Source organism: Inquilinus limosus MP06, from assembly GCF_000767795.1.
Classification (GTDB): domain Bacteria; phylum Pseudomonadota; class Alphaproteobacteria; order DSM-16000; family Inquilinaceae; genus Inquilinus; species Inquilinus limosus_E.
Map to the genome: position 1 here is coordinate 1 of NZ_JANX01000072.1, position 16,892 is coordinate 16,892.

Here is a 16,892-nt window from a genome sequence, read left to right on the forward strand (position 1 = left end):
GATTTCAGCGACGGCAACTACACCGCCAACCCGGCGTGGACCTCGCTGCAGGGCACCTGGACGGTCGACAAGAACGGGCTGCACAGCGACACCAAGGCGGCGAACGGCCAGCAGGGCGGGGTCGCGGCGATCTCGCTGCAGCAGGGGCTGAAGAACGCGTTCGGGCTCGACTTCGCGCTGGCCGATCTCGCCAACCAGGGCCAGTTCGAGATCCGGGTGTTCCAGGGCACGTCGAAGGATTCGGGCTACCGGCTGGTCTACCTGCCGTCGAACAGCCCGGTCTTCGCCCTCTACCGTGCCGGCCGGTCGGGTATCACCCAGGTGGCGCAGACCACCAACACCGCGCCGCTGCGCCGCGGCGACCGCACCCGCCTGACCTGGACCCGCGACGCCGCCGGCCGGATGGTGGTGGCGCTGGACGGCAAGACCATCATCGAGGCCAGCGACAACGGCTTCCGCGACGGCTGGAACGGCGTGATGCTGGTGAATTTCGGCGGCGACTTCGCCGTACGCTCGGTCCAGGGCGTGAACTGACGGGCTCGTCCTTCGAGACCGTCATCGCGAGGCGCGCAGCGCCGTGGCGATCCAAAGGCCCGTGCCGCTGGATTGCCGCGCCCCGTCGGGGCTCGCAATGACAATTTGAAGGTTAGGCGGCGGCTCTCAATTCGCCTGGCGCTGCAGGATCGGGGCTACCCGGTCGCGCAGCCAGGCGGCGCCGGGGTCGCGGTCGGTCTGGGCCGACCACACCATCGCCACCCGCGGCAGGCGCAGCTCCAGCGGCAGGGGCAGCGGGCTCAGTGTCAGGCCGAAGCGCGGGCCGTAGCGCCGGGCCATGCGCGCCGGCAGCGTGGCCAGCACCGGCGCCTCGGCCGCGGCCGACAGCACGGTCATGAACTCGGCCGACGCCATGGTCACGTTCAGGCTGGCGCCGACCCGGTCCAGCGCCTCGTCCAGGCAGCCCTGCAGCAGGTTGTTCACCGTCACCAGCGCATGGCCGGTGGTGAGATAGGTGTCGAGGTCCACCGGCGGGTCCAGCGGCAGCTTCTCGCGGTTGAAGCAGCAGGCCAGCGCCTGCTCGAACAGGTCCAGGCCGTGATGCCGGCCGGCGGTGTGGTCGAAGCAGCCCACCGCCAGGTCGATCTCGCCCCCATCCAGCAGCCGGTGCACCTCCTCCCGCAGCACCGGGCGGCCGATCACCCGGATGCCGGGGGCGCAGCGCCGCAGCTCCGCCGCCAGGTCCGGCATCAGCAGCAGCTCCAGCTCGCTGGAGAAGCCCAGGCGGAAGATCCGGTCCTGCGTCTCGGGGTCGAAGCTGTCCTCGTCCCGCAGCACCTCCTGCATCTGCAGCAGGGCCTGGCGGATGCGCGGCGCCAAAGCGCGGGCCCGCGCGGTCGGCTGCATCGCCTGGCCGACGCGCACGAACAGCTCGTCCTGCAGCAGCACCCTCAGGGTCGACAGGCTGTGGCTCATCGCCGGCTGCTGCACCTTCAGCCGGGTGGCGGCGCGGGTGACCGTGCGTTCCTGCATCAGCGCGTCAAAGGCGACCAGCAGGTTCAGGTCGAAGGAACGAAGATCGAAATGATCGATGGAGCCCATGAGGCGGATCGATTTGATTGCTGACTCTGCGGACCTTAGCTCTGGGGCCGGCGCCGTCAAGCACGGCGCGCCCCACAGCGGAGAACGCCCATGGGCTCCCCCAGCTTTCGCATCGGCGACGCCGTCATCACCCGGATCGACGAGATCCCGCTGAGCCACCGCTCGCCGGTCGAGCTGTACCCCGAGATCGATCCGGAGGCCGGCGACCGGCACCGCGGCCGGCTGCCGGCCGGGGCGCAGGACCCGGAGACCGGGGCGATCGGCCTGAGCATCCACAGCTGGCTGGTGCGCACGCCCCGCCACACGCTCCTGATCGACACCGCCACCGGCAACGGCAAGGAGCGGCCGGGCGTGCCGGTGATGCACCGGCTCGACGTGCCCTATCTGCAGCGCCTGGAAGCGGCCGGGGTGCGGCCGGAGGATGTCGACCACGTGCTGCTCACCCATGTCCATGCCGATCATGTCGGCTGGAACACCCGGCTGGCCGGCGGCCGCTGGGTGCCGACCTTCGCCAATGCCCGGCACCATTTCTCGGCGGTCGAGCAGCGCTACGGCGACAGCCTGTCCGATCCGGCGGCGCCCGAGTTCCGCCCCGACCCCGTGCTGGGCGCGCCGCGCCACCCGCCGCTGGACGGCGTCTACCAGGACAGCGTCCGGCCGGTGATCGAGGCCGGGCTGGCCGATCTGGTCGTGGTCGATGGCGGCGAGGTGCTGGACGGCATCTCCTTCCACCCGGCGCCGGGCCACAGCATCGACCACGCCGTGATCCGCCTGCGCTCGCGCGGCGAGGAGGCGCTGTTCGCCGGCGACGTCATGCACCACCCGCTGCAGATCTTCGAGCCGGGCTGGAACTCCCGCTACTGCGAGTTCCCGGAACCGGCGCGCGCCTCCCGCCGCTGGCTGCTGGAGACGGCGGCGGAGAGCGGCGCCCTCGTCCTGCCCGGCCATTTCCCGGACAGCTCGGCCGGCCGCATCACGCGGCAGGGCGACCGCTTCGACTGGACCTTCGCGTGACCGGAGCCGACACCATGACCATCGACACGCCGGCCGCCGACATTGCGGTCGAAGACCTGATGATCCCGAGCGACACGCTGGGCATCCAGCTGCACATCCGCAACAAGCGCCAGGCCGGGATGCGGGACTTCTCGCCGGAGCGCAGCATCGTGCTGATGCACGGCGCCACCTACTCCTCCGGCACGCTGTTCGACGTGCCGGTCGGCGGCTTCTCCTTCATGGACTGGCTGGCCCGCCGCGGCTACGACGTTCATGCGGTCGATGTCCGCGGCACCGGCGGGTCGACCCGGCCGCCCGAGATGGACCGGCCGCCGGAGGAGAACCCGCCGCTGGGCCGGACCGAGACCGGGGTGCGCGACTTCTCCACCGCGGTCGATTTCGTGCTGCGGCGGCGCGGGCTGGCGCGCACCAGCATCGTCGCCATGTCCTGGGGCGGCTCGGTCGCCGGTGCCTGGACCAGCCGCAACAACGCCAAGGTGGTGAAGCTGGCGCTGGTGGCGCCGCAATGGCTGAGTCCGGGCAAGGCGCGGATCGACCCGGGCGGGACGCTCGGCGCCTATCGCCGGATCCCGGTGCTGCAGACCAAGGCCCGCTGGCTGGAGGGCGCGCCGGAGGGCAAGCGCGACGGGCTGATCCCGGCGGGCTGGTTCGAGACCTGGGCCGAGGCGGCGCTGGCCACCGACCCCGAAGGCGCGGCGCAGACACCGCCGACCATGCGCGCCGGCACCGGCCCGATCCTCGACACGCGGGAGTATTGGACCGCCGGGCGGCCCTTCTACCAGCCCGGCGACATCACCGTCCCGGTGCTCCTGGTCCATGCCGAATGGGACCTGGACGTGCCGCTGGCGGTGGCCCAGGACCACTTCATCCGTTTCACCGGAGCACCCTACCGCCGCTGGGTCGAGATCGGCGAGGGCACCCACATGGTGCTGATGGAGAAGAACCGCCTGCAGGCCTTCCGCGCGATCGGGGATTTCCTGGACGAGGTGTATGAGCCGGAGGGGTGAGGTTTTTGAGTCCCCCCTCCCCTTGCGGGAGGGGCAGGGGGAGGGGGTTCTATCGGCTTGATCCGGCCTGGACTTTGGAAGGCCGCTTCAAACGGCTGGAGCGATCCCATGCGCATTCGCGCGCGGACGCGCGCAGGCCTCTCCCCCTAGCCCCCTCCCGCAAGGGGAGGGGGGACTAAGTCAGGGGCAGGCTCGGATTCTGAAAAGGCTGTGCAATCAGCTCTTCTCGGGAACCACCTCCACCGCTCCGCCGGCCTCGGCCCAGTCCTTGAAGGCGCCGAGGTTGCGGACATCGACATAGCCGAGGTCCAGCAGGGCCTTGCCGGCCAGGGCCGAGCGGCCGCCGGAAGCGCAGTACAGGATCACCGTGCGGTCGCGGCGGAAGGCGGGATCGTGATACGGCGAGTCGGGGTCGGCGCGGAACTCCAGCATGCCGCGTGAGACATGGGCCGCCCCCGCGATCCTGCCCGCCTTCAGCTCCGGCGCGTCGCGCACGTCGACCACCAGCGCGCCGCTCCGGATTAGCGCGGCCGCCTCCTCTCGCGTGACCCGCGGCACCGCGGCGTTGGCGTCGGCGAGCAGCTCCTTGACCGATGTCGGCATGAGACTCTCCTGGATCATGACGGCTGGCGCCCGACGGCCAGCGCCAGGGCGAAGCCGTCCGGGTCGATGAAGGCGGGCTCGGGCCCGGCGCCGGTGGCGTCGAAGAACCGGGCCATGAAGCAGCGCAGCGCCGCGCACAGCGCGATGTCGGCGATCTGCACGTCGCGGAAGCCTGCGGCTCGCAGCGCGTCGATGTGGCCTCGGGTGACCTGCGAGGCGTCGCGGGCCACGGCCTCGGCATAGGCCAGCATCGCGGTGTCGCGCTCGCCCAGCCCGGCGGCGCGGAAATCGGCGTGCACCGCCAGCACCCTGTCCCGCGACCCCAGATCGTCCACCAGCATCCCGCCATAGACCATCGAGCAATAGGTCGACGGCACCTGCTTGGCGGCGATGAAGGTGATCAGCCGCCAGTCGCGTGGCGACAGCGAGAAATTGGCCTTCACCTGGGCATAGAACGCCTCCCAGGCCGGCAGCAGGTCGGGCCGGGCGGTCCAGCAGGCCGTGGCCGACATGACGAAGCCGAGCCGCGCCCGGTCCGCCGCATAGGACTCCGCGACCCTGCCGGTCGCGTCCTCTTCCCTGATCGTCTCCAGAAACATCACCCTTTCTCCACACGGCCGAGCGGCCGGTGAGGCGGCCTGACCTCGGGTCATCCGCTCAGGATCGGGAGCGTGCCGGGGGCTGTCACCTCCCGAATGGGAGGGACGGGGGCGAATTCTTCGTCAGCCCTCGGCCAGCACCGTGGCGGCGCCGGGGGCCAGCAGCGTCCCCACCGGCTCGCCCCGGGCGATCCGCAGCATCGCGCCCGGCCGGTCGAAGGCGAAGACATGCAGCGGCAGGCCGTGGTCGCGGGCCAGCAGGATCGCCGACTGGTCCATCACCTTCAGCTCCTGCCGGATCGCGTCGGCGAAGGCCAGGCTGGCGTATCTGCGAGCTGCCGGGTCGGTGCGCGGATCGGCGGTGAACACGCCGTCGACGCCGTCCTTGGCCGCCAGCACCGCGTCGCAGCGCAGCTCGATCGCCCGCTGCACCGCCGGGTAGTCGGTGGTGACATAGGGCTGGCCGTTGCCGCCGGCCAGCACGACGATGGCGCCCTTCGCCAGGTGCCGGTCGGCGCGCAGCCGGATATAGGGCTCGGCCATCGACGGGATCGGCACCGCGCTCATCACCCGCACCTCGGCGGCCGACCTCGCGGTCAGCGCCGCGCGCAGCATCACCGCGTTGACCATGGTGCCCAGCATGCCGATGTTGTCGGCCTCGGCCCGCTCGATGTGCCAGGCGTCGGAGACGCGGCCGCGGAACACATTGCCGCCGCCGATCACCACCGCGATCTGGATGCCCAGCTCGTGCACCGCCAGGATCTCGCCGACGATGTGGTCGATCGCGGCGGCGCCGAAGATCGACCTGTCGGCGCCGGCCATGGCGCCGCCGCTCAGCTTCAGCAGCAGCCGCTTGGGGGAATGTGCCATCATGCCCTCTCGATCGTCTCGCTGGGCACCGCTGTCCTCGGCACCGCCGCAGGATGCCCGATTTCGGGTGTGCGCGATACCGGCACGCGCTAAGAATTCGCCGACCCTCCCGATGGAACGAGACCCATGGATTTCACGGCCCTGGACGATCGCCCCTATCCGGTGCTCGACGACGCGACGATCCCGGAGCTGCCGGCCCACTACCGCGGCAAGGTGCGCGACAATTACGACCTGCCGGACGGGCGGCGGATCATCATCGCCACCGACCGGATCAGCGCCTTCGACCGGATCCTGGCCTCGATCCCGCTGAAGGGCCAGGTGCTGACCCAGACCGCGCGCTTCTGGTTCGAGGAGACGCGCGACATCTGCCCGAATCACGTGCTGGACTATCCCGACCCGAATGTCGTGGTCGGCCGCCGGCTCGACATCCTGCCGGTCGAGATCGTGGTCCGCGACTATCTGGCCGGCACCACCGGCACCTCGGTCCTGACCCTCTACAAGGCCGGCCAGCGCGAGATGTACGGCGTCCGCCTGCCCGAGGGCCTGCGCGACAACCAGAGGCTGCCGCAACCGATCATCACCCCGACCAGCAAGGCCTTCGACGGCGGCCATGACGAACCGCTGACGCCGGAGGAGATCGTCTCCCAGGGCCTGCTCACCGCGGCGCAGTGGCAGCAGCTCAGCGACTATGCCTTCGCCCTGTTCGGCCGCGGACAGCAGATCGCGGCGAGGCACGGGCTGATCCTGGTCGACACGAAGTACGAGTTCGGCACCGATGCCGAGGGCCGCATCGTCCTGGCCGACGAGATCCACACCCCGGACAGCAGCCGCTACTGGCTGGCCGGCAGCTATGAGGACCGCTTCGCCCGCGGCGAGCGGCCCGAGAGCTTCGACAAGGACTTCGTGCGCAGCTGGGTGGCGGCGCGCTGCGACCCTTACCGCGACCCGATCCCGGAGATCCCGGCCCAGGTGATCCGCGACACCGCCCAGGTCTATGTCCGCGCCTACGAGACCATCACCGGCCGCCGCTTCGACATGCCCGACCGGGAGAAGCCGGTGCTGGAGCGGATCCGGGAGAATCTGGCGAAGTATTTCTGAGTCGAACCGGCCGTTCGTTCTACTCTCCCCCTCCCCTCGCGGGAGGGGTAGGGGAGGGGCTTCGCGCGTCCGCGCGTGAATGGGCAGGGGACTGCATCCGCCATCCCTATCGGCGTGTGAAGATCTAGGCCGGATCGCGCCGATAAACCCCTCCCCTACCCCCTCCCGCGAGGGGAGGGGGAGGATAAAAGGGCTCAGGGCGCGATCCGCTCCGCCGCCACGGTCCGTCCGCCGATCTCCCCCGTGATCCGAGCGACCGCGTCGGTGTCGCGGTCGTTCCAGGCCAGGGCCAGCGTGCCTGTCGCCGCGCCCGCCAGGGTCAGATCGGCGGCCACGTCGCCGGTCGACTGGTCCCAGCGGATCGTGCCGGATACCGCCAGGTCGTCGGCCCAGCGCAGCTGGTCCAGGGTGAAGGCGTAGCCCGCCTCGGTGGCCTCGAACTTGAAGGTGCCGCCGCGCAGGCCCACGCCGCTGCCGCCGCTGTTGACGAAGTAACGCGCCAGCACGTCGCCCGCCGTCTCCGCCGCCGCCGAGGCCAGGCGCAGATCGGCGTCGGTGGCCGCGTTGCCGGCATCGGCCGTGGCCGGGGCGGCATCGGCGGCATGGACGACGAAGGCCGGCACGGTGCGGATCGGCCGGATCCGCTGGGTGCAGGAGGTGTCGCCGGCATCGCCGCCGGAGCGCACGAAGGTCAGCACGATCGGGGCGACGCAGCCGGTGGCGTCGGCGCCCTTCGGCGGCACGAAGATCGCCTGGTCGGTGATCGCGGTGATGTGGGTCAGGTTGCGCACCGGCACATAGGTCGCGTCCGGGAACAGCCGTGCCGTCTCCAGCCCCTCCATCGGCGCGGTGACGCTGTCGATGTCGCCGGACAGCACCAGGGTCGGCACGTTCGGGAACGGCGCCTTCGGGTCGGCGGCGGTGCCGGGGACGACGCCCTTCGGCGGCGCCGGCCAGTCCAGGCACAGGTCGCGCCGCTCCCATTTGTGCGGCGAGCCGTCGACCTCGGCGATGGTGAAGGGGGCGTAGATCCCGGGCTCCGCCTGCTGCTTCTGCGCCGTGGCGCGCAGCAGCTGGCGGCGCCGCTCGGACCGCGACGCGTCGGCCCGGAACAGCCGCGGATAGTCGCTGCACACCACCGAGACATAGAGCGCGGTGGAGAAGGCGGCGGGGTCGCTGCCCGGCGTGTTCCAGGACGCCGCCTCGGCCATCAGCCGGTGCAGCGGCGCCGGGTCGTTGGCGTCGAGATAGGCTCGGGCCGCGGCGTCCAGGTCGCGATAGAAGGTCGGGCTGCCGCCGCCGCTGTTCATGACCAGGAACAGGGTCGGGGCGTCGACCGAGATGCCGATCGTGTTGCCGTCGCCGTCCGGCGCCTCGGCCTTGCCGGGCCTGGCCCGCAGCGCCGCGACCAGTTTCTCGATCCGGTCGAGCGAGCGGCCGCCGAGGGCGCGGCAGCTGGGGGAGCGCCGGCAGGCCAGCTCGAACCCGTCGCGGGCGGTGGCCCATTCGGTCTCGAACCAGGGCGACAGGCCGATGGTCGGATAGGCGCTGTCCAGCACGATGGTGCGCAGCCGGTCCGGGTGGCGCTGGGCGAAGACCTGGCCGAACCAGGTGCCGTAGCTGTCGCCGTAATAATCGACCTTGCCGATCCGCAGCGCATCCAGCACGGCGGCGACGTCGTCGGCCGCCGGCGCGGTGCCGTACATCCAGGCGGCCGGGCCCAGCTGCTTGGCGCAGGCGGCGATGGCCGCGGGCACGAACTCGCCGGCCTCCTGCAGCGCCTGGCATTGCAGCGGATCGGACAGGCCGGTGCCGCGCTTGTCGACCAGCAGCACGTCGCGCCGGTCGCGCAGCGGCTCGAACAGCCGCAGATAGCCCTCGCGCGTGCCGGTGGAGGAATAGCCGGGCCCGCCCTCCTGGGCCAGGATCACGCCCTCGGCCGGCTGGCCGGCGTCGCGGTGCGGATAGAACTCGAAGCCGATGCCGACCGTGCCGGGCAGCTTGCCGCCGGGGTCCAGGGGCCGGTCGATCCGGCCGCAGAAGCCGCCGAAATCGGCCTGACAGGCGGTCAGGGTGACGCCGCCGACCTGGATCGTCGCGGCGGCCGGGGCCTCGGTCTGGGCACCTGCCGGCGCGGCACCGATGACGGCCAGCAGCGCGACGGCACCGAACATGCTCCTGCGCATGAGCCTCCCCTTCCTGTCGTTGGCGGCGGCCTTGGGGCCGCTCGTCATTACAAGGTGCGATGCCGGGCGCCGGACGCGCGCTCGATCGCCGACGCCACCAGCCGGTCGATGTCGAGCCGGTCGCGCATCAGCTCCAGGAGCCGCAGCTCCGGCTGGCTGGCGCGGCCGTCCGCGGCGATCGAATCGCAGGCGACGGCATAGGCGGTCTCGCGCAGATGGTCCGGCAGCGCCTCGGCGATCAGGTCCAGCGCGCGGTCGATGCCGTCCTCCGCCTGCAGCAGCTCGATGCAGTCGCGGGTCAGGTCCGGGATGCGGTCGATGTCGAACTCGCGGAACACCGGCAGGAAGCGCACCATCTCCGACAGCGTCTCCAGCTCCGCGTCGGTCATGTTCGTGTCGGCCACGGAGGCGAGCACCATGGTGTAGATCAGGGCGCCGTGGGCGTCGGTCGTCATGGCAGTCTCCGCTGGCCTGCGAGTCGCGGGAAGGTCCGCCCGGATATGGCGCGGAACGCCGCGGGGCGTCAAGGCAAGGGGGCACCCCCTCGCCCCGGCGCCGGCCGTCACGACCATGCTTCCCCGCCCCGCCGCGGCATGGCATGAGGGCGCCATGCAGGCGGTCATCGACGTGGCGCTGCCGGTCTTCGGCGTGATCTTCATCGGCTTCTTCACCGGGCGCATCCGGCTGCTCGGCCGCGCCCAGTCGGAGGCGCTGAACGCCTTCGTCTACTGGATCGCGCTGCCGGCGCTGCTGTTCCTGGCGATGGCCCGCACCCCGGTGGCCGGCATCCTCAACCTCAACTTCATCGGCGCCTTCCTCGGCGGCATCCTGGCGGTGTGGCTGCTCGGCTCCATCCTCGGTGCCCTGGTCCACCGCGCCGATGCCGGCGAGGCGACGATGCAAGGGATGAATGCCGGCTTCTCCAACACCGGCTACATGGGCATCCCGCTCTTCGCCGCCGCCTTCGGCCCGGCCCGCGGCCTGCCTCCGGCCTCGCTGGCGACGGTGATCATGAGCGTCGCCTGCGTCGGCCTGGCCGTGGTGGCGCTGGAGCTGACCGGCAGCCGAGGCCGCGGCGTGCTGCCCGCGCTGCGCGACGTGGCCGTGGCCTTGCTGAAGAATCCGCTGGTGGTGGCGCCGGTGCTGGGCGTGCTGTGGTCCTGGGCCGGCCTCGCCGTGCCGGCGCCGCTGGCGACGCTGCTGTCGCTGCTCGGCGCCGCCGCCAGCCCCTGCGCCCTCTTCGCCATCGGCCTGTTCATGGCCGGGCAGACGCTGCGCACCGGGCTGGGAGAGGTCGGCTGGATCACCGTGCTCAAGCTGATCTGGCAGCCGCTGATCACCTGGGGCCTGGCGGCGACCGTCTTCCCGATGGACCCGTTCTGGACCGCCAGCGCCGTGATCCTGGCGGCGCTGCCGACCGGGGCGCTGACCTTCGTCGTCGCCCAGCGCTACGGCGTCTATGTCGAGCGCACCTCGGCGGTGATCCTGGTCTCGACCGTGGTCTCGGTGCTGACCCTGTCGCTGCTGCTGGCGATCACCGCGCCGCAGTTCGCGCCCGGCTGATGCTCCCGCAAAACGAACAAAATTTGCCTCAAACGGACGGTGCGGGATCGCGAAAGCTGGTGTTACTCTCGTGCAAACAGCCCGAAGCCGGGAGGACCCCTGGATGCGTGACGACGGCCCGATCCGCCAGCTTCCGAAGCGCACGATCGCCCTGGTCCTGGCGGGGGGAAGGGGCAGCCGCCTGAAACAGCTGACCGACCGAAGGGCCAAGCCCGCGGTCTATTTCGGCGGCAAGTTCCGGATCATCGACTTCGCCCTGTCGAACTGCATCAACTCCGGCATCCGCCGCATCTATGTGCTGACCCAGTACAAGTCGCACAGCCTGCTGCGCCACCTGCAGCGCGGCTGGGGCTATCTGCGCGCCGAGATGCATGAGTTCGTCGACCTGTTGCCCGCCCAGCAGCGGGTGGACGAGGCGATGTGGTACCGCGGCACCGCCGACGCGGTCTGGCAGAATCTCGACATCTTCGAGGCCGAGGGGCCGGACCATGTCCTCGTCCTGGCCGGCGACCACGTCTACAAGATGGATTACGCGGCGATGATCGAGGATCACGTCCGCAGCGGCGCCGACATCACCGTCGGCTGCGTCGAGGTGCCGCGCATGGAGGCGACGGCCTTCGGCGTGATGCATGTCAACGACCAGTGGCGCGTCACCAGCTTCCTGGAGAAGCCGGCCGACCCGCCGCCGATGCCGGGCCGGCCGGACACGGCGCTGGCCAGCATGGGCATCTACGTGTTCAGCATGCGGTTCCTGGCCGAGCAGCTGCGCCGCGACGCCGCCGATCCGACCTCCGAGCATGATTTCGGCAAGAACATCGTGCCGCATCTGGTCGAGACCGGGCATGTCCGCGCCCACCGCTTCTCCGAGAGCGCGATCCCGAACCCGAGCTATGCCGAGCCCTACTGGCGCGACGTCGGCACCATCGACGCCTATTGGGAAGCCAATATCGACCTGACCACGGTGACCCCGGCGCTGGACCTCTATGACCAGGACTGGCCGATCTACACCTATCAGGAGCAGCTGCCGCCGGCGAAGTTCGTGTTCGAGGACGGGGCCCGGGTCGGCAAGGCGGTGAACAGCACCGTCTCCGGCGGCTGCATCGTCTCCGGCTCCACCGTCCGGCAGTCGGTGTTGTTCTCCAAGGTGCGGGTCAACTCCTTCGCCCGGCTGCACGAGGCGGTGGTGCTGCCGGAATGCGACATCGGCCGCCATGCCAGGCTGAACCGGGTGGTGCTGGACCACGGCGTGCAGATCCCCGAGGGGCTGGTGGTGGGCGAGGACCCGGAGCTCGACGCCAAACGCTTCCACCGCACCGAGACCGGCATCGTCCTGATCACCCAGCCGATGATCGACGCGCTGGGGTGAGGGCCCTCTGACCCTCGAGCTCGTCATTGCGAGCGCAGCGAAGCAATCCAGGGGCCGGTGCGCACCGGCCCCTGGATTGCTTCGTCGGCTTGCCTCCTCGCAATGACGACGGGGGCCGGATATCCTGCTGAGACCTCGCTTCCGCGAGGGTGACGCTCCCTCATTCGGCTGAGGATCGGACCCGATGAACGTCCTGCACGCGGTGTCGGAGATCTATCCGCTGGTCAAGACCGGCGGCCTGGCCGATGTCGCCGGGGCGCTGCCGCCGGCGCTGGCCGTGTCCGGCATCGCTGCCCGGGTGCTGGTGCCGGCCTATCCGGCCGTGCTGCAGGCGATGCGCCGGCCGGAGGTGGTGCTGGAGGACCCGGCCCTGTTCGGCGGCGGCCCGGCGCAGCTGATGCTGGCCGAGCTCGAGGGCATCGCCATCCCCGCCTATGTGCTGGACTGCCCCGGCCTGTTCGCCAGGCCCGGCAACCCCTATCTCGGCCCCGACCGGCTGGACTGGCCGGACAACCACCGCCGCTTCGCCGCCCTGGGCTGGGCCGCCTCGCGCCTCGGCCTCGGCGCCGATCCGCGCTGGCGGCCGGACATCGTGCATGGCCATGACTGGCAGGCCGGCTTGGCCCCCGCCTATCTGGCCTTCCAGGCCGCCGCGGCCGGCAGCGCGCGGCCGAAGACGGTCACCACGATCCACAATATCGGCTTCCCCGGCTGGTTCCCGGCTGCGGTGGCGCCGGAGCTGGGCCTGCCGCCGGACAGCCTGTCGATCGACGGGGTCGAGTATTTCGGCGGCGTCGGCTTCCTCAAGGCCGGCCTCTCCTACGCCGACCGCATCACCACGGTCAGCCGCACCTATGCGCGGGAGATCCAGACGCCGGACTACGGCTATGCCCTGTCCGGCCTGCTCGCCGCCCGCGCCGCCGACCTGGTCGGCATCGTCAATGGCGCCGACTACGCCGTGTGGGATCCGGCGACCGACCCGCACCTGCCGGTGCCCTACGGCCCGGACGACCTGTCCGGCAAGGCGCTGGCGAAGGCGGCGCTGCTGCGCGAGTTCGGCCTGCCGGAGGATGACGGCTCCCCGCTCTTCGCCATGGTCAGCCGGCTGACCGGGCAGAAGGGCTGCGACCTGCTGCTCGACGCCATCCCGACCCTGGTGGCGGGCGGCGGCCGGCTGGTGCTGCTCGGCTCCGGCGACGCCGAGCTCGAGGCCGGGTTCCGCGCCGCCGCGACGGCCTATCCCGATCATGTCGCGGTCCGCATCGGCTATGACGAGGCACTGTCGCATCTGCTGCAGGCCGGCGCCGACGTGCTGCTGGTGCCGTCGCGCACCGAGCCCTGCGGCCTGACCCAGATGTACGCGCTGCGCTACGGCACCCTGCCGCTGGTGCGTCGCACCGGCGGCCTGGCCGACACCGTGGTCAATGCCAGCCACGACGCCATCGTCGAGGACCGGGCCACCGGCTTCAGCTTCGACGACCCCACCGCCTCGGCCCTGGCCGGCACCGCCAGCTGGGTCTGCGGCCTGTGGCGCGACAAGGCGCTGTGGGCGCAGCTGCAGCGCCGCGCCATGGCCCAGGATTTCAGCTGGGAGCGCGCGGCGGTCGACTACGTGGCCCTGTACCGCGGCCTGCTGGCGACGCCATGACCGAAGAGACGGGAACTATACCCGCGGCCGACGGCACGCCGGTGGCCTGGCGCCGCCGTGCGGGCACTGGCGACGGCCGGCCGGGGCTGGTGTTCTGCGGCGGCTTCCGCTCCTCGATGGCGGGGGAGAAGGCGGGATTCCTCGACGGCTTCGCCGCCGATCGCGGCCTCGATGTCCTGCGCTTCGACTATCGCGGCCACGGCGCCTCCGGCGGCGTCTTCAGCGACCTCACGCTCGGCGACTGGATCGCCGATGCGCTGCTGGCGCTGGACCGGCTGACCGAGGGGCCGCAGATCCTGGTCGGCTCCTCCATGGGCGCCTGGGTCGCGACCCGCGCCGCGCTGGCCCGGCCGGGCCGGGTGGCGGGGCTGGTCGGCATCGCCGCCGCGCCCGACTTCACCGAGGACCTGATGCTGCCGGCGCTGGGCGAGATGGGGCTGGCCCGGATGCGCCGCGACGGCTTCATCGACCGGCCCTCGGCCTATGGCGACGGCCCCTACCGCATCACCTGGCGGCTGATCACGGAGGCGCGGTCGCATCTGCTGCTGCGCGGCCCGGTGCCGTTCTCCGGCCCGGCGCGGCTGCTGCACGGCCTGGCCGATCCCGACGTGCCCTGGCGCCAGAGCCTGAAGCTGGCCGAGGCGCTGACCGGCCCGGATGTCCGCCTGACCCTGGTCAAGGACGGCGACCACCGCCTGTCCCGGCCACAGGATCTGGAACTGCTGGGTCGCGAGGTGGTGGAGATCCTGGACGTTGCCGAGCGCGAGTGACTGCGGCAGGCGCCTCACTCCTCCCAGAAGGGCTTGGCGATCTCCGCCTCGGCCTCCCGCCGGGTCAGGCCGATGTCGTCGATCAGATAGGGATTGGCCTTCGCCATCCGCGCCAGCGCCCGGCGCAGGCGGATCCGCTCGCGCCAAGTTGCCACCAGGCTCCGCAGGGCGGCCAAGCCGGCGGGCCGGCGCGCCACGCACGCCGGTCGCGTGACCGGTCCCGGCCATGCGGCCCGGTGCGGGGCCGTTCCAAGCATATCGTTCATGGCACCCTCCATCGCAGGCGAGGGGCTCGCGCCCCATGGACCAGGAAGAGGATGAAGACTGCGGGATGCGGGACGGCGCCGTCCTTAAGCCCTCCCAAATCATTTCCTAAAACTTCCAAACCGGCTAAGGATCCGCAGCATGCAGGGATCGCGCCTCGCCTTCGGTCCGTTCGTGCTGGATCCCGCTGCGGGAACGCTCCTTCGGGACGACATCCCCGTCGCGGTCGGCCATCGCGGGGTGAGGCTGCTCGCGGCGCTCGCGGGACGGCCGGGCGAGATCCTGGGCAAGGCCGAGCTGATGGATGCGGCCTGGCCGGGAACGGCCGTCGAGGAGGGCAACCTCACCGTCCAGATCGCGGCGCTGCGGAAGCTGCTGGGCCCGGCCGCCGATGGCGGCGACTGGATCGCCACGGTGCCGCGCGTCGGCTACCGCTTCACCGGGCAGGTCGAACGGCTCGGCCCTGCGCCGCGAGCCCCCCTGCCGCTGCCCGACAAGCCGTCGATCGCCGTGCTGCCCTTCGCCAGCCCGGGCAGCGACCCCGATCAGGAGGCCTTCGCGGACGGGCTGACCGAGGACCTGATCACCGACCTGTCCCGGATTCCGGGCCTGTTCGTCATCGCCCGCAACTCGGCCTTCGCCTACAAGGGCAGGGCGATGGATGTGCGCGGCATCGCCCGGGACCTCGGCGTGCGCTACCTGCTGGAGGGCAGCGCCCGGCGCGCCGCGGGGCGCGTGCGCATCAACGCCCAGCTGGTCGACGCCGAAAGCGGCGATCACCTCTGGGCGGAACGCTTCGACCGCGGCCTCGGCGACATCTTCGCCGTCCAGGACGAGGTCACCGGCAGGATCGTGGAGGCGCTGCTGGGCCGGCTGGGCGCGCCGCCGCCGCGCCACCGGCCCCGCAGCCTCGAGGCCCACGACCTCTGCGTGCGGGCGCGCAGGCTGATGGACGACTCGCCGCAGATGGCGCGGGAAGCGCATCTGATGCTCACGCGCGCGGCGGCGCTCGACCCGGACTATGCCGAGCCCTATCGCTGGCTCGCCATGAACCACTGGATGGGATCGGTGCATTCCGGCGGGCCGAGCGAATCCTCCCGCAGCGTCGCCCTGGAATTGGCGCGCAAGGCCGTGGCGATCGACCCCGACGATGCCGGCTGCCGCTGGGTCCTGGCCTATCTGCTGGCCTATGAGCGCAGCTTCGCCGAGGCCGACGCGGAATTCGCCAGGGCGATCGCGCTGGACCCGAACGAGGCCGACGCCTGGGCGGCCATGTCCGACATCGCGGTGCTGGCCGGGCGGGTCGGGGAGGGGCTGGAGCACATCCGCAAGGCGTTCCGGCTGAACCCGTTCCCGCCCGGCTGGTACTATCTGCCGCTCGGCCAGGCGCAATACGCGGCCCGCGACTACGAAGCCGCCGTCGAGACGCTGCGCCGGGACGAGACGTATCGCACGAGCTCGCGCCGCTTCCTGGCGGCCAGCCTGGCCCAGCTGGGCCGGCTCGAGGAGGCGCGGGCGGAGGCCGAGCTGTTCCTGGTCGGCAACCCGGATTTCACCACCAGCCACTGGGCCGCGACGGAGCCGTTCCGCGACGCCGCGACGCTGGCGCATTTCGTCGACGGCTACCGCAAGGCCGGCCTGCCGGACTGACCCGCCGGCACGCGGCCCCGCGCGTCAGCGGTCGCCCGGGAACTGGTCGGCCCCGGGCAGGGCGTGCAGCCAGGGCTCCCGCCGCGGCGTCCACAGCTCGTATTGCGGCACCTGGTCGGTGGGCGCCTCGTCGAGCGTGCCGAGCATGATCTCGGCCTCGGTGTCGGTCAGCGAGTACAGGCGGCTGCCGCAGGCCGGGCAGAAGTCGCGGCCCTTGTGGCTCGACGTCTCTCCCTCGCCGCTGAAGGCCGCCCGGGGCCAGATGGCGTAGAAGGTGAAGGCCGACCCGCTGCTGCGCCGGCAGTCGGTGCAGTGGCAGAGGCCGACGCGCAGCGGGTCGCCCGTCACGGAATAGCGGACCCGGCCGCACAGGCAGCCGCCATGACGCTGTGCCGTCATCCTTGCCGTCTCCTCTCCGATGCGTCGTGGTCCACCTATCCCGGTGTCCGCGGCCTTGGCAAGCCGGCAGACCGCGGATCCCGTTCCGCTCAGCCCGGCACCAGCTCTCGGGCCGCCGCGATCCAGCCGTCCAGCTCCGGTTCCGCCACCGGCACCAGCCCGGCCAGGGCGTGGCGGCCGGCGGGCGTGGCGGTGCGGGCCAGCAGCGTCTCGGCATCCGGCACCCCGACATAGGTCAGGTCCAGCGCCCGGGCCGCGC

17 protein-coding genes are annotated in these 16,892 nt (G+C 71.6%); 9 read left to right on the plus strand and 8 right to left on the minus strand.

What is annotated here, in order from left to right:
* Positions 1-534 (plus strand): hypothetical protein (locus tag P409_RS38790; protein WP_034834293.1); only part of this gene is annotated, 534 nt, incomplete at its 5' end.
* Between the two features lie 126 nt (positions 535-660).
* On the opposite strand, the gene P409_RS08520 is transcribed toward P409_RS38790, so the two are convergent.
* Complete coding sequence (locus P409_RS08520) at positions 661-1,596, minus strand: LysR substrate-binding domain-containing protein (RefSeq protein WP_034834295.1); 936 nt, start codon at positions 1,594-1,596, stop codon at positions 661-663.
* 90 nt (positions 1,597-1,686) lie between these two features.
* Here P409_RS08520 and P409_RS08525 point away from each other — a divergent pair, with 90 nt between their 5' ends.
* Together P409_RS08525 and P409_RS08530 are read left to right on the plus strand one after the other, a co-directional pair.
* Positions 1,687-2,610, plus strand: coding sequence for an MBL fold metallo-hydrolase (locus P409_RS08525; protein WP_034834297.1), 924 nt, complete (start codon positions 1,687-1,689; stop codon positions 2,608-2,610).
* Complete coding sequence (locus P409_RS08530; RefSeq protein WP_238578627.1) at positions 2,607-3,617, plus strand: alpha/beta hydrolase; 1,011 nt, start codon at positions 2,607-2,609, stop codon at positions 3,615-3,617. Before P409_RS08525 ends, P409_RS08530 begins: the two co-directional genes overlap by 4 nt.
* Before the next feature lie 216 nt (positions 3,618-3,833).
* Here P409_RS08530 and P409_RS08535 read toward each other — a convergent pair whose 3' ends face one another.
* The 3 genes from P409_RS08535 to pyrH form a co-directional block, all read right to left on the minus strand.
* Complete coding sequence (locus P409_RS08535; RefSeq protein ID WP_034834301.1) at positions 3,834-4,220, minus strand: rhodanese-like domain-containing protein; 387 nt, start codon at positions 4,218-4,220, stop codon at positions 3,834-3,836.
* Between the two features lie 14 nt (positions 4,221-4,234).
* Positions 4,235-4,819 carry a carboxymuconolactone decarboxylase family protein gene (locus P409_RS08540; protein ID WP_034834303.1) on the minus strand — a complete coding sequence of 195 codons (585 nt, stop codon included), beginning with the start codon at positions 4,817-4,819 and terminating at the stop codon, positions 4,235-4,237.
* Between the two features lie 123 nt (positions 4,820-4,942).
* Positions 4,943-5,689, minus strand: a complete 747-nt coding sequence (gene pyrH / locus P409_RS08545) for a UMP kinase (RefSeq protein WP_152613290.1) — start codon at positions 5,687-5,689, stop codon at positions 4,943-4,945.
* Positions 5,690-5,815: 126 nt separating this feature from the next.
* On the opposite strand from pyrH, the gene P409_RS08550 reads away from it, so the two are divergent.
* Positions 5,816-6,787: a phosphoribosylaminoimidazolesuccinocarboxamide synthase gene (locus tag P409_RS08550; protein WP_052120205.1), complete on the plus strand. Its 972-nt coding sequence runs from the start codon at positions 5,816-5,818 to the stop codon at positions 6,785-6,787.
* A 194-nt stretch (positions 6,788-6,981) separates the two neighbouring features.
* Here the strand turns inward: P409_RS08550 and P409_RS08555 are convergent, their stop codons facing one another.
* Positions 6,982-8,973, minus strand: coding sequence for an alpha/beta fold hydrolase (locus tag P409_RS08555; RefSeq protein WP_081991369.1), 1,992 nt, complete (start codon positions 8,971-8,973; stop codon positions 6,982-6,984).
* A 47-nt stretch (positions 8,974-9,020) separates the two neighbouring features.
* On the minus strand, positions 9,021-9,428 hold the full coding sequence (locus tag P409_RS08560) for a tellurite resistance TerB family protein (protein ID WP_034834308.1): 408 nt from the start codon (positions 9,426-9,428) through the stop codon (positions 9,021-9,023).
* Positions 9,429-9,582: 154 nt separating this feature from the next.
* On the opposite strand from P409_RS08560, the gene P409_RS08565 reads away from it, so the two are divergent.
* The 4 genes from P409_RS08565 (at position 9,583) to P409_RS08580 (ending at position 14,320) form a co-directional block, all read left to right on the plus strand.
* The gene (locus P409_RS08565; RefSeq protein ID WP_034834310.1) at positions 9,583-10,536 is read left to right on the plus strand and encodes an AEC family transporter; all 954 of its coding nucleotides are present in this window, start codon (positions 9,583-9,585) and stop codon (positions 10,534-10,536) included.
* A 103-nt stretch (positions 10,537-10,639) separates the two neighbouring features.
* Positions 10,640-11,902, plus strand: coding sequence for a glucose-1-phosphate adenylyltransferase (gene glgC / locus P409_RS08570; protein ID WP_034834311.1), 1,263 nt, complete (start codon positions 10,640-10,642; stop codon positions 11,900-11,902).
* 184 nt (positions 11,903-12,086) lie between these two features.
* A complete protein-coding gene (gene glgA, locus P409_RS08575; RefSeq protein ID WP_034834313.1) occupies positions 12,087-13,550 on the plus strand; it encodes a glycogen synthase GlgA in 1,464 nt (487 codons plus the stop codon).
* Positions 13,547-14,320 carry an alpha/beta hydrolase gene (locus P409_RS08580; protein WP_034834315.1) on the plus strand — a complete coding sequence of 258 codons (774 nt, stop codon included), beginning with the start codon at positions 13,547-13,549 and terminating at the stop codon, positions 14,318-14,320. The genes glgA and P409_RS08580 overlap by 4 nt, the downstream gene beginning before the upstream one ends.
* 14 nt (positions 14,321-14,334) lie before the next feature.
* On the opposite strand, the gene P409_RS08585 is transcribed toward P409_RS08580, so the two are convergent.
* Entirely contained in the window at positions 14,335-14,517 is a 183-nt protein-coding gene (locus P409_RS08585; protein ID WP_034834317.1) for a DUF1127 domain-containing protein, read from the minus strand.
* 208 nt (positions 14,518-14,725) lie between these two features.
* On the opposite strand from P409_RS08585, the gene P409_RS08590 reads away from it, so the two are divergent.
* Complete coding sequence (locus tag P409_RS08590; protein ID WP_034834319.1) at positions 14,726-16,234, plus strand: winged helix-turn-helix domain-containing tetratricopeptide repeat protein; 1,509 nt, start codon at positions 14,726-14,728, stop codon at positions 16,232-16,234.
* A gap of 24 nt (positions 16,235-16,258) precedes the next feature.
* Here P409_RS08590 and P409_RS08595 read toward each other — a convergent pair whose 3' ends face one another.
* Positions 16,259-16,633 carry a GFA family protein gene (locus tag P409_RS08595; RefSeq protein WP_034834321.1) on the minus strand — a complete coding sequence of 125 codons (375 nt, stop codon included), beginning with the start codon at positions 16,631-16,633 and terminating at the stop codon, positions 16,259-16,261.
* Positions 16,634-16,892: the final 259 nt, after the last annotated feature.

Bases quoted from the DNA above. Each gene is read 5' to 3' on its own strand.
- P409_RS08590 (WP_034834319.1), top strand. From the start codon at position 14,726: ATGCAGGGATCGCGCCTCGCCTTCGGTCCGTTCGTGCTGGATCCCGCT.
- P409_RS08565 (WP_034834310.1), top strand. From the start codon at position 9,583: ATGCAGGCGGTCATCGACGTGGCGCTGCCGGTCTTCGGCGTGATCTTC.
- P409_RS08555 (WP_081991369.1), bottom strand. From the start codon at position 8,973: ATGCGCAGGAGCATGTTCGGTGCCGTCGCGCTGCTGGCCGTCATCGGT.
- P409_RS08520 (WP_034834295.1), bottom strand. From the start codon at position 1,596: ATGGGCTCCATCGATCATTTCGATCTTCGTTCCTTCGACCTGAACCTG.
- P409_RS08535 (WP_034834301.1), bottom strand. From the start codon at position 4,220: ATGCCGACATCGGTCAAGGAGCTGCTCGCCGACGCCAACGCCGCGGTG.
- P409_RS08595 (WP_034834321.1), bottom strand. From the start codon at position 16,633: ATGACGGCACAGCGTCATGGCGGCTGCCTGTGCGGCCGGGTCCGCTAT.
- P409_RS08540 (WP_034834303.1), bottom strand. From the start codon at position 4,819: ATGTTTCTGGAGACGATCAGGGAAGAGGACGCGACCGGCAGGGTCGCG.
- P409_RS08560 (WP_034834308.1), bottom strand. From the start codon at position 9,428: ATGACGACCGACGCCCACGGCGCCCTGATCTACACCATGGTGCTCGCC.
- P409_RS08525 (WP_034834297.1), top strand. From the start codon at position 1,687: ATGGGCTCCCCCAGCTTTCGCATCGGCGACGCCGTCATCACCCGGATC.
- glgC (WP_034834311.1), top strand. From the start codon at position 10,640: ATGCGTGACGACGGCCCGATCCGCCAGCTTCCGAAGCGCACGATCGCC.
- P409_RS08580 (WP_034834315.1), top strand. From the start codon at position 13,547: ATGACCGAAGAGACGGGAACTATACCCGCGGCCGACGGCACGCCGGTG.
- P409_RS08550 (WP_052120205.1), top strand. From the start codon at position 5,816: ATGGATTTCACGGCCCTGGACGATCGCCCCTATCCGGTGCTCGACGAC.
- glgA (WP_034834313.1), top strand. From the start codon at position 12,087: ATGAACGTCCTGCACGCGGTGTCGGAGATCTATCCGCTGGTCAAGACC.
- pyrH (WP_152613290.1), bottom strand. From the start codon at position 5,689: ATGGCACATTCCCCCAAGCGGCTGCTGCTGAAGCTGAGCGGCGGCGCC.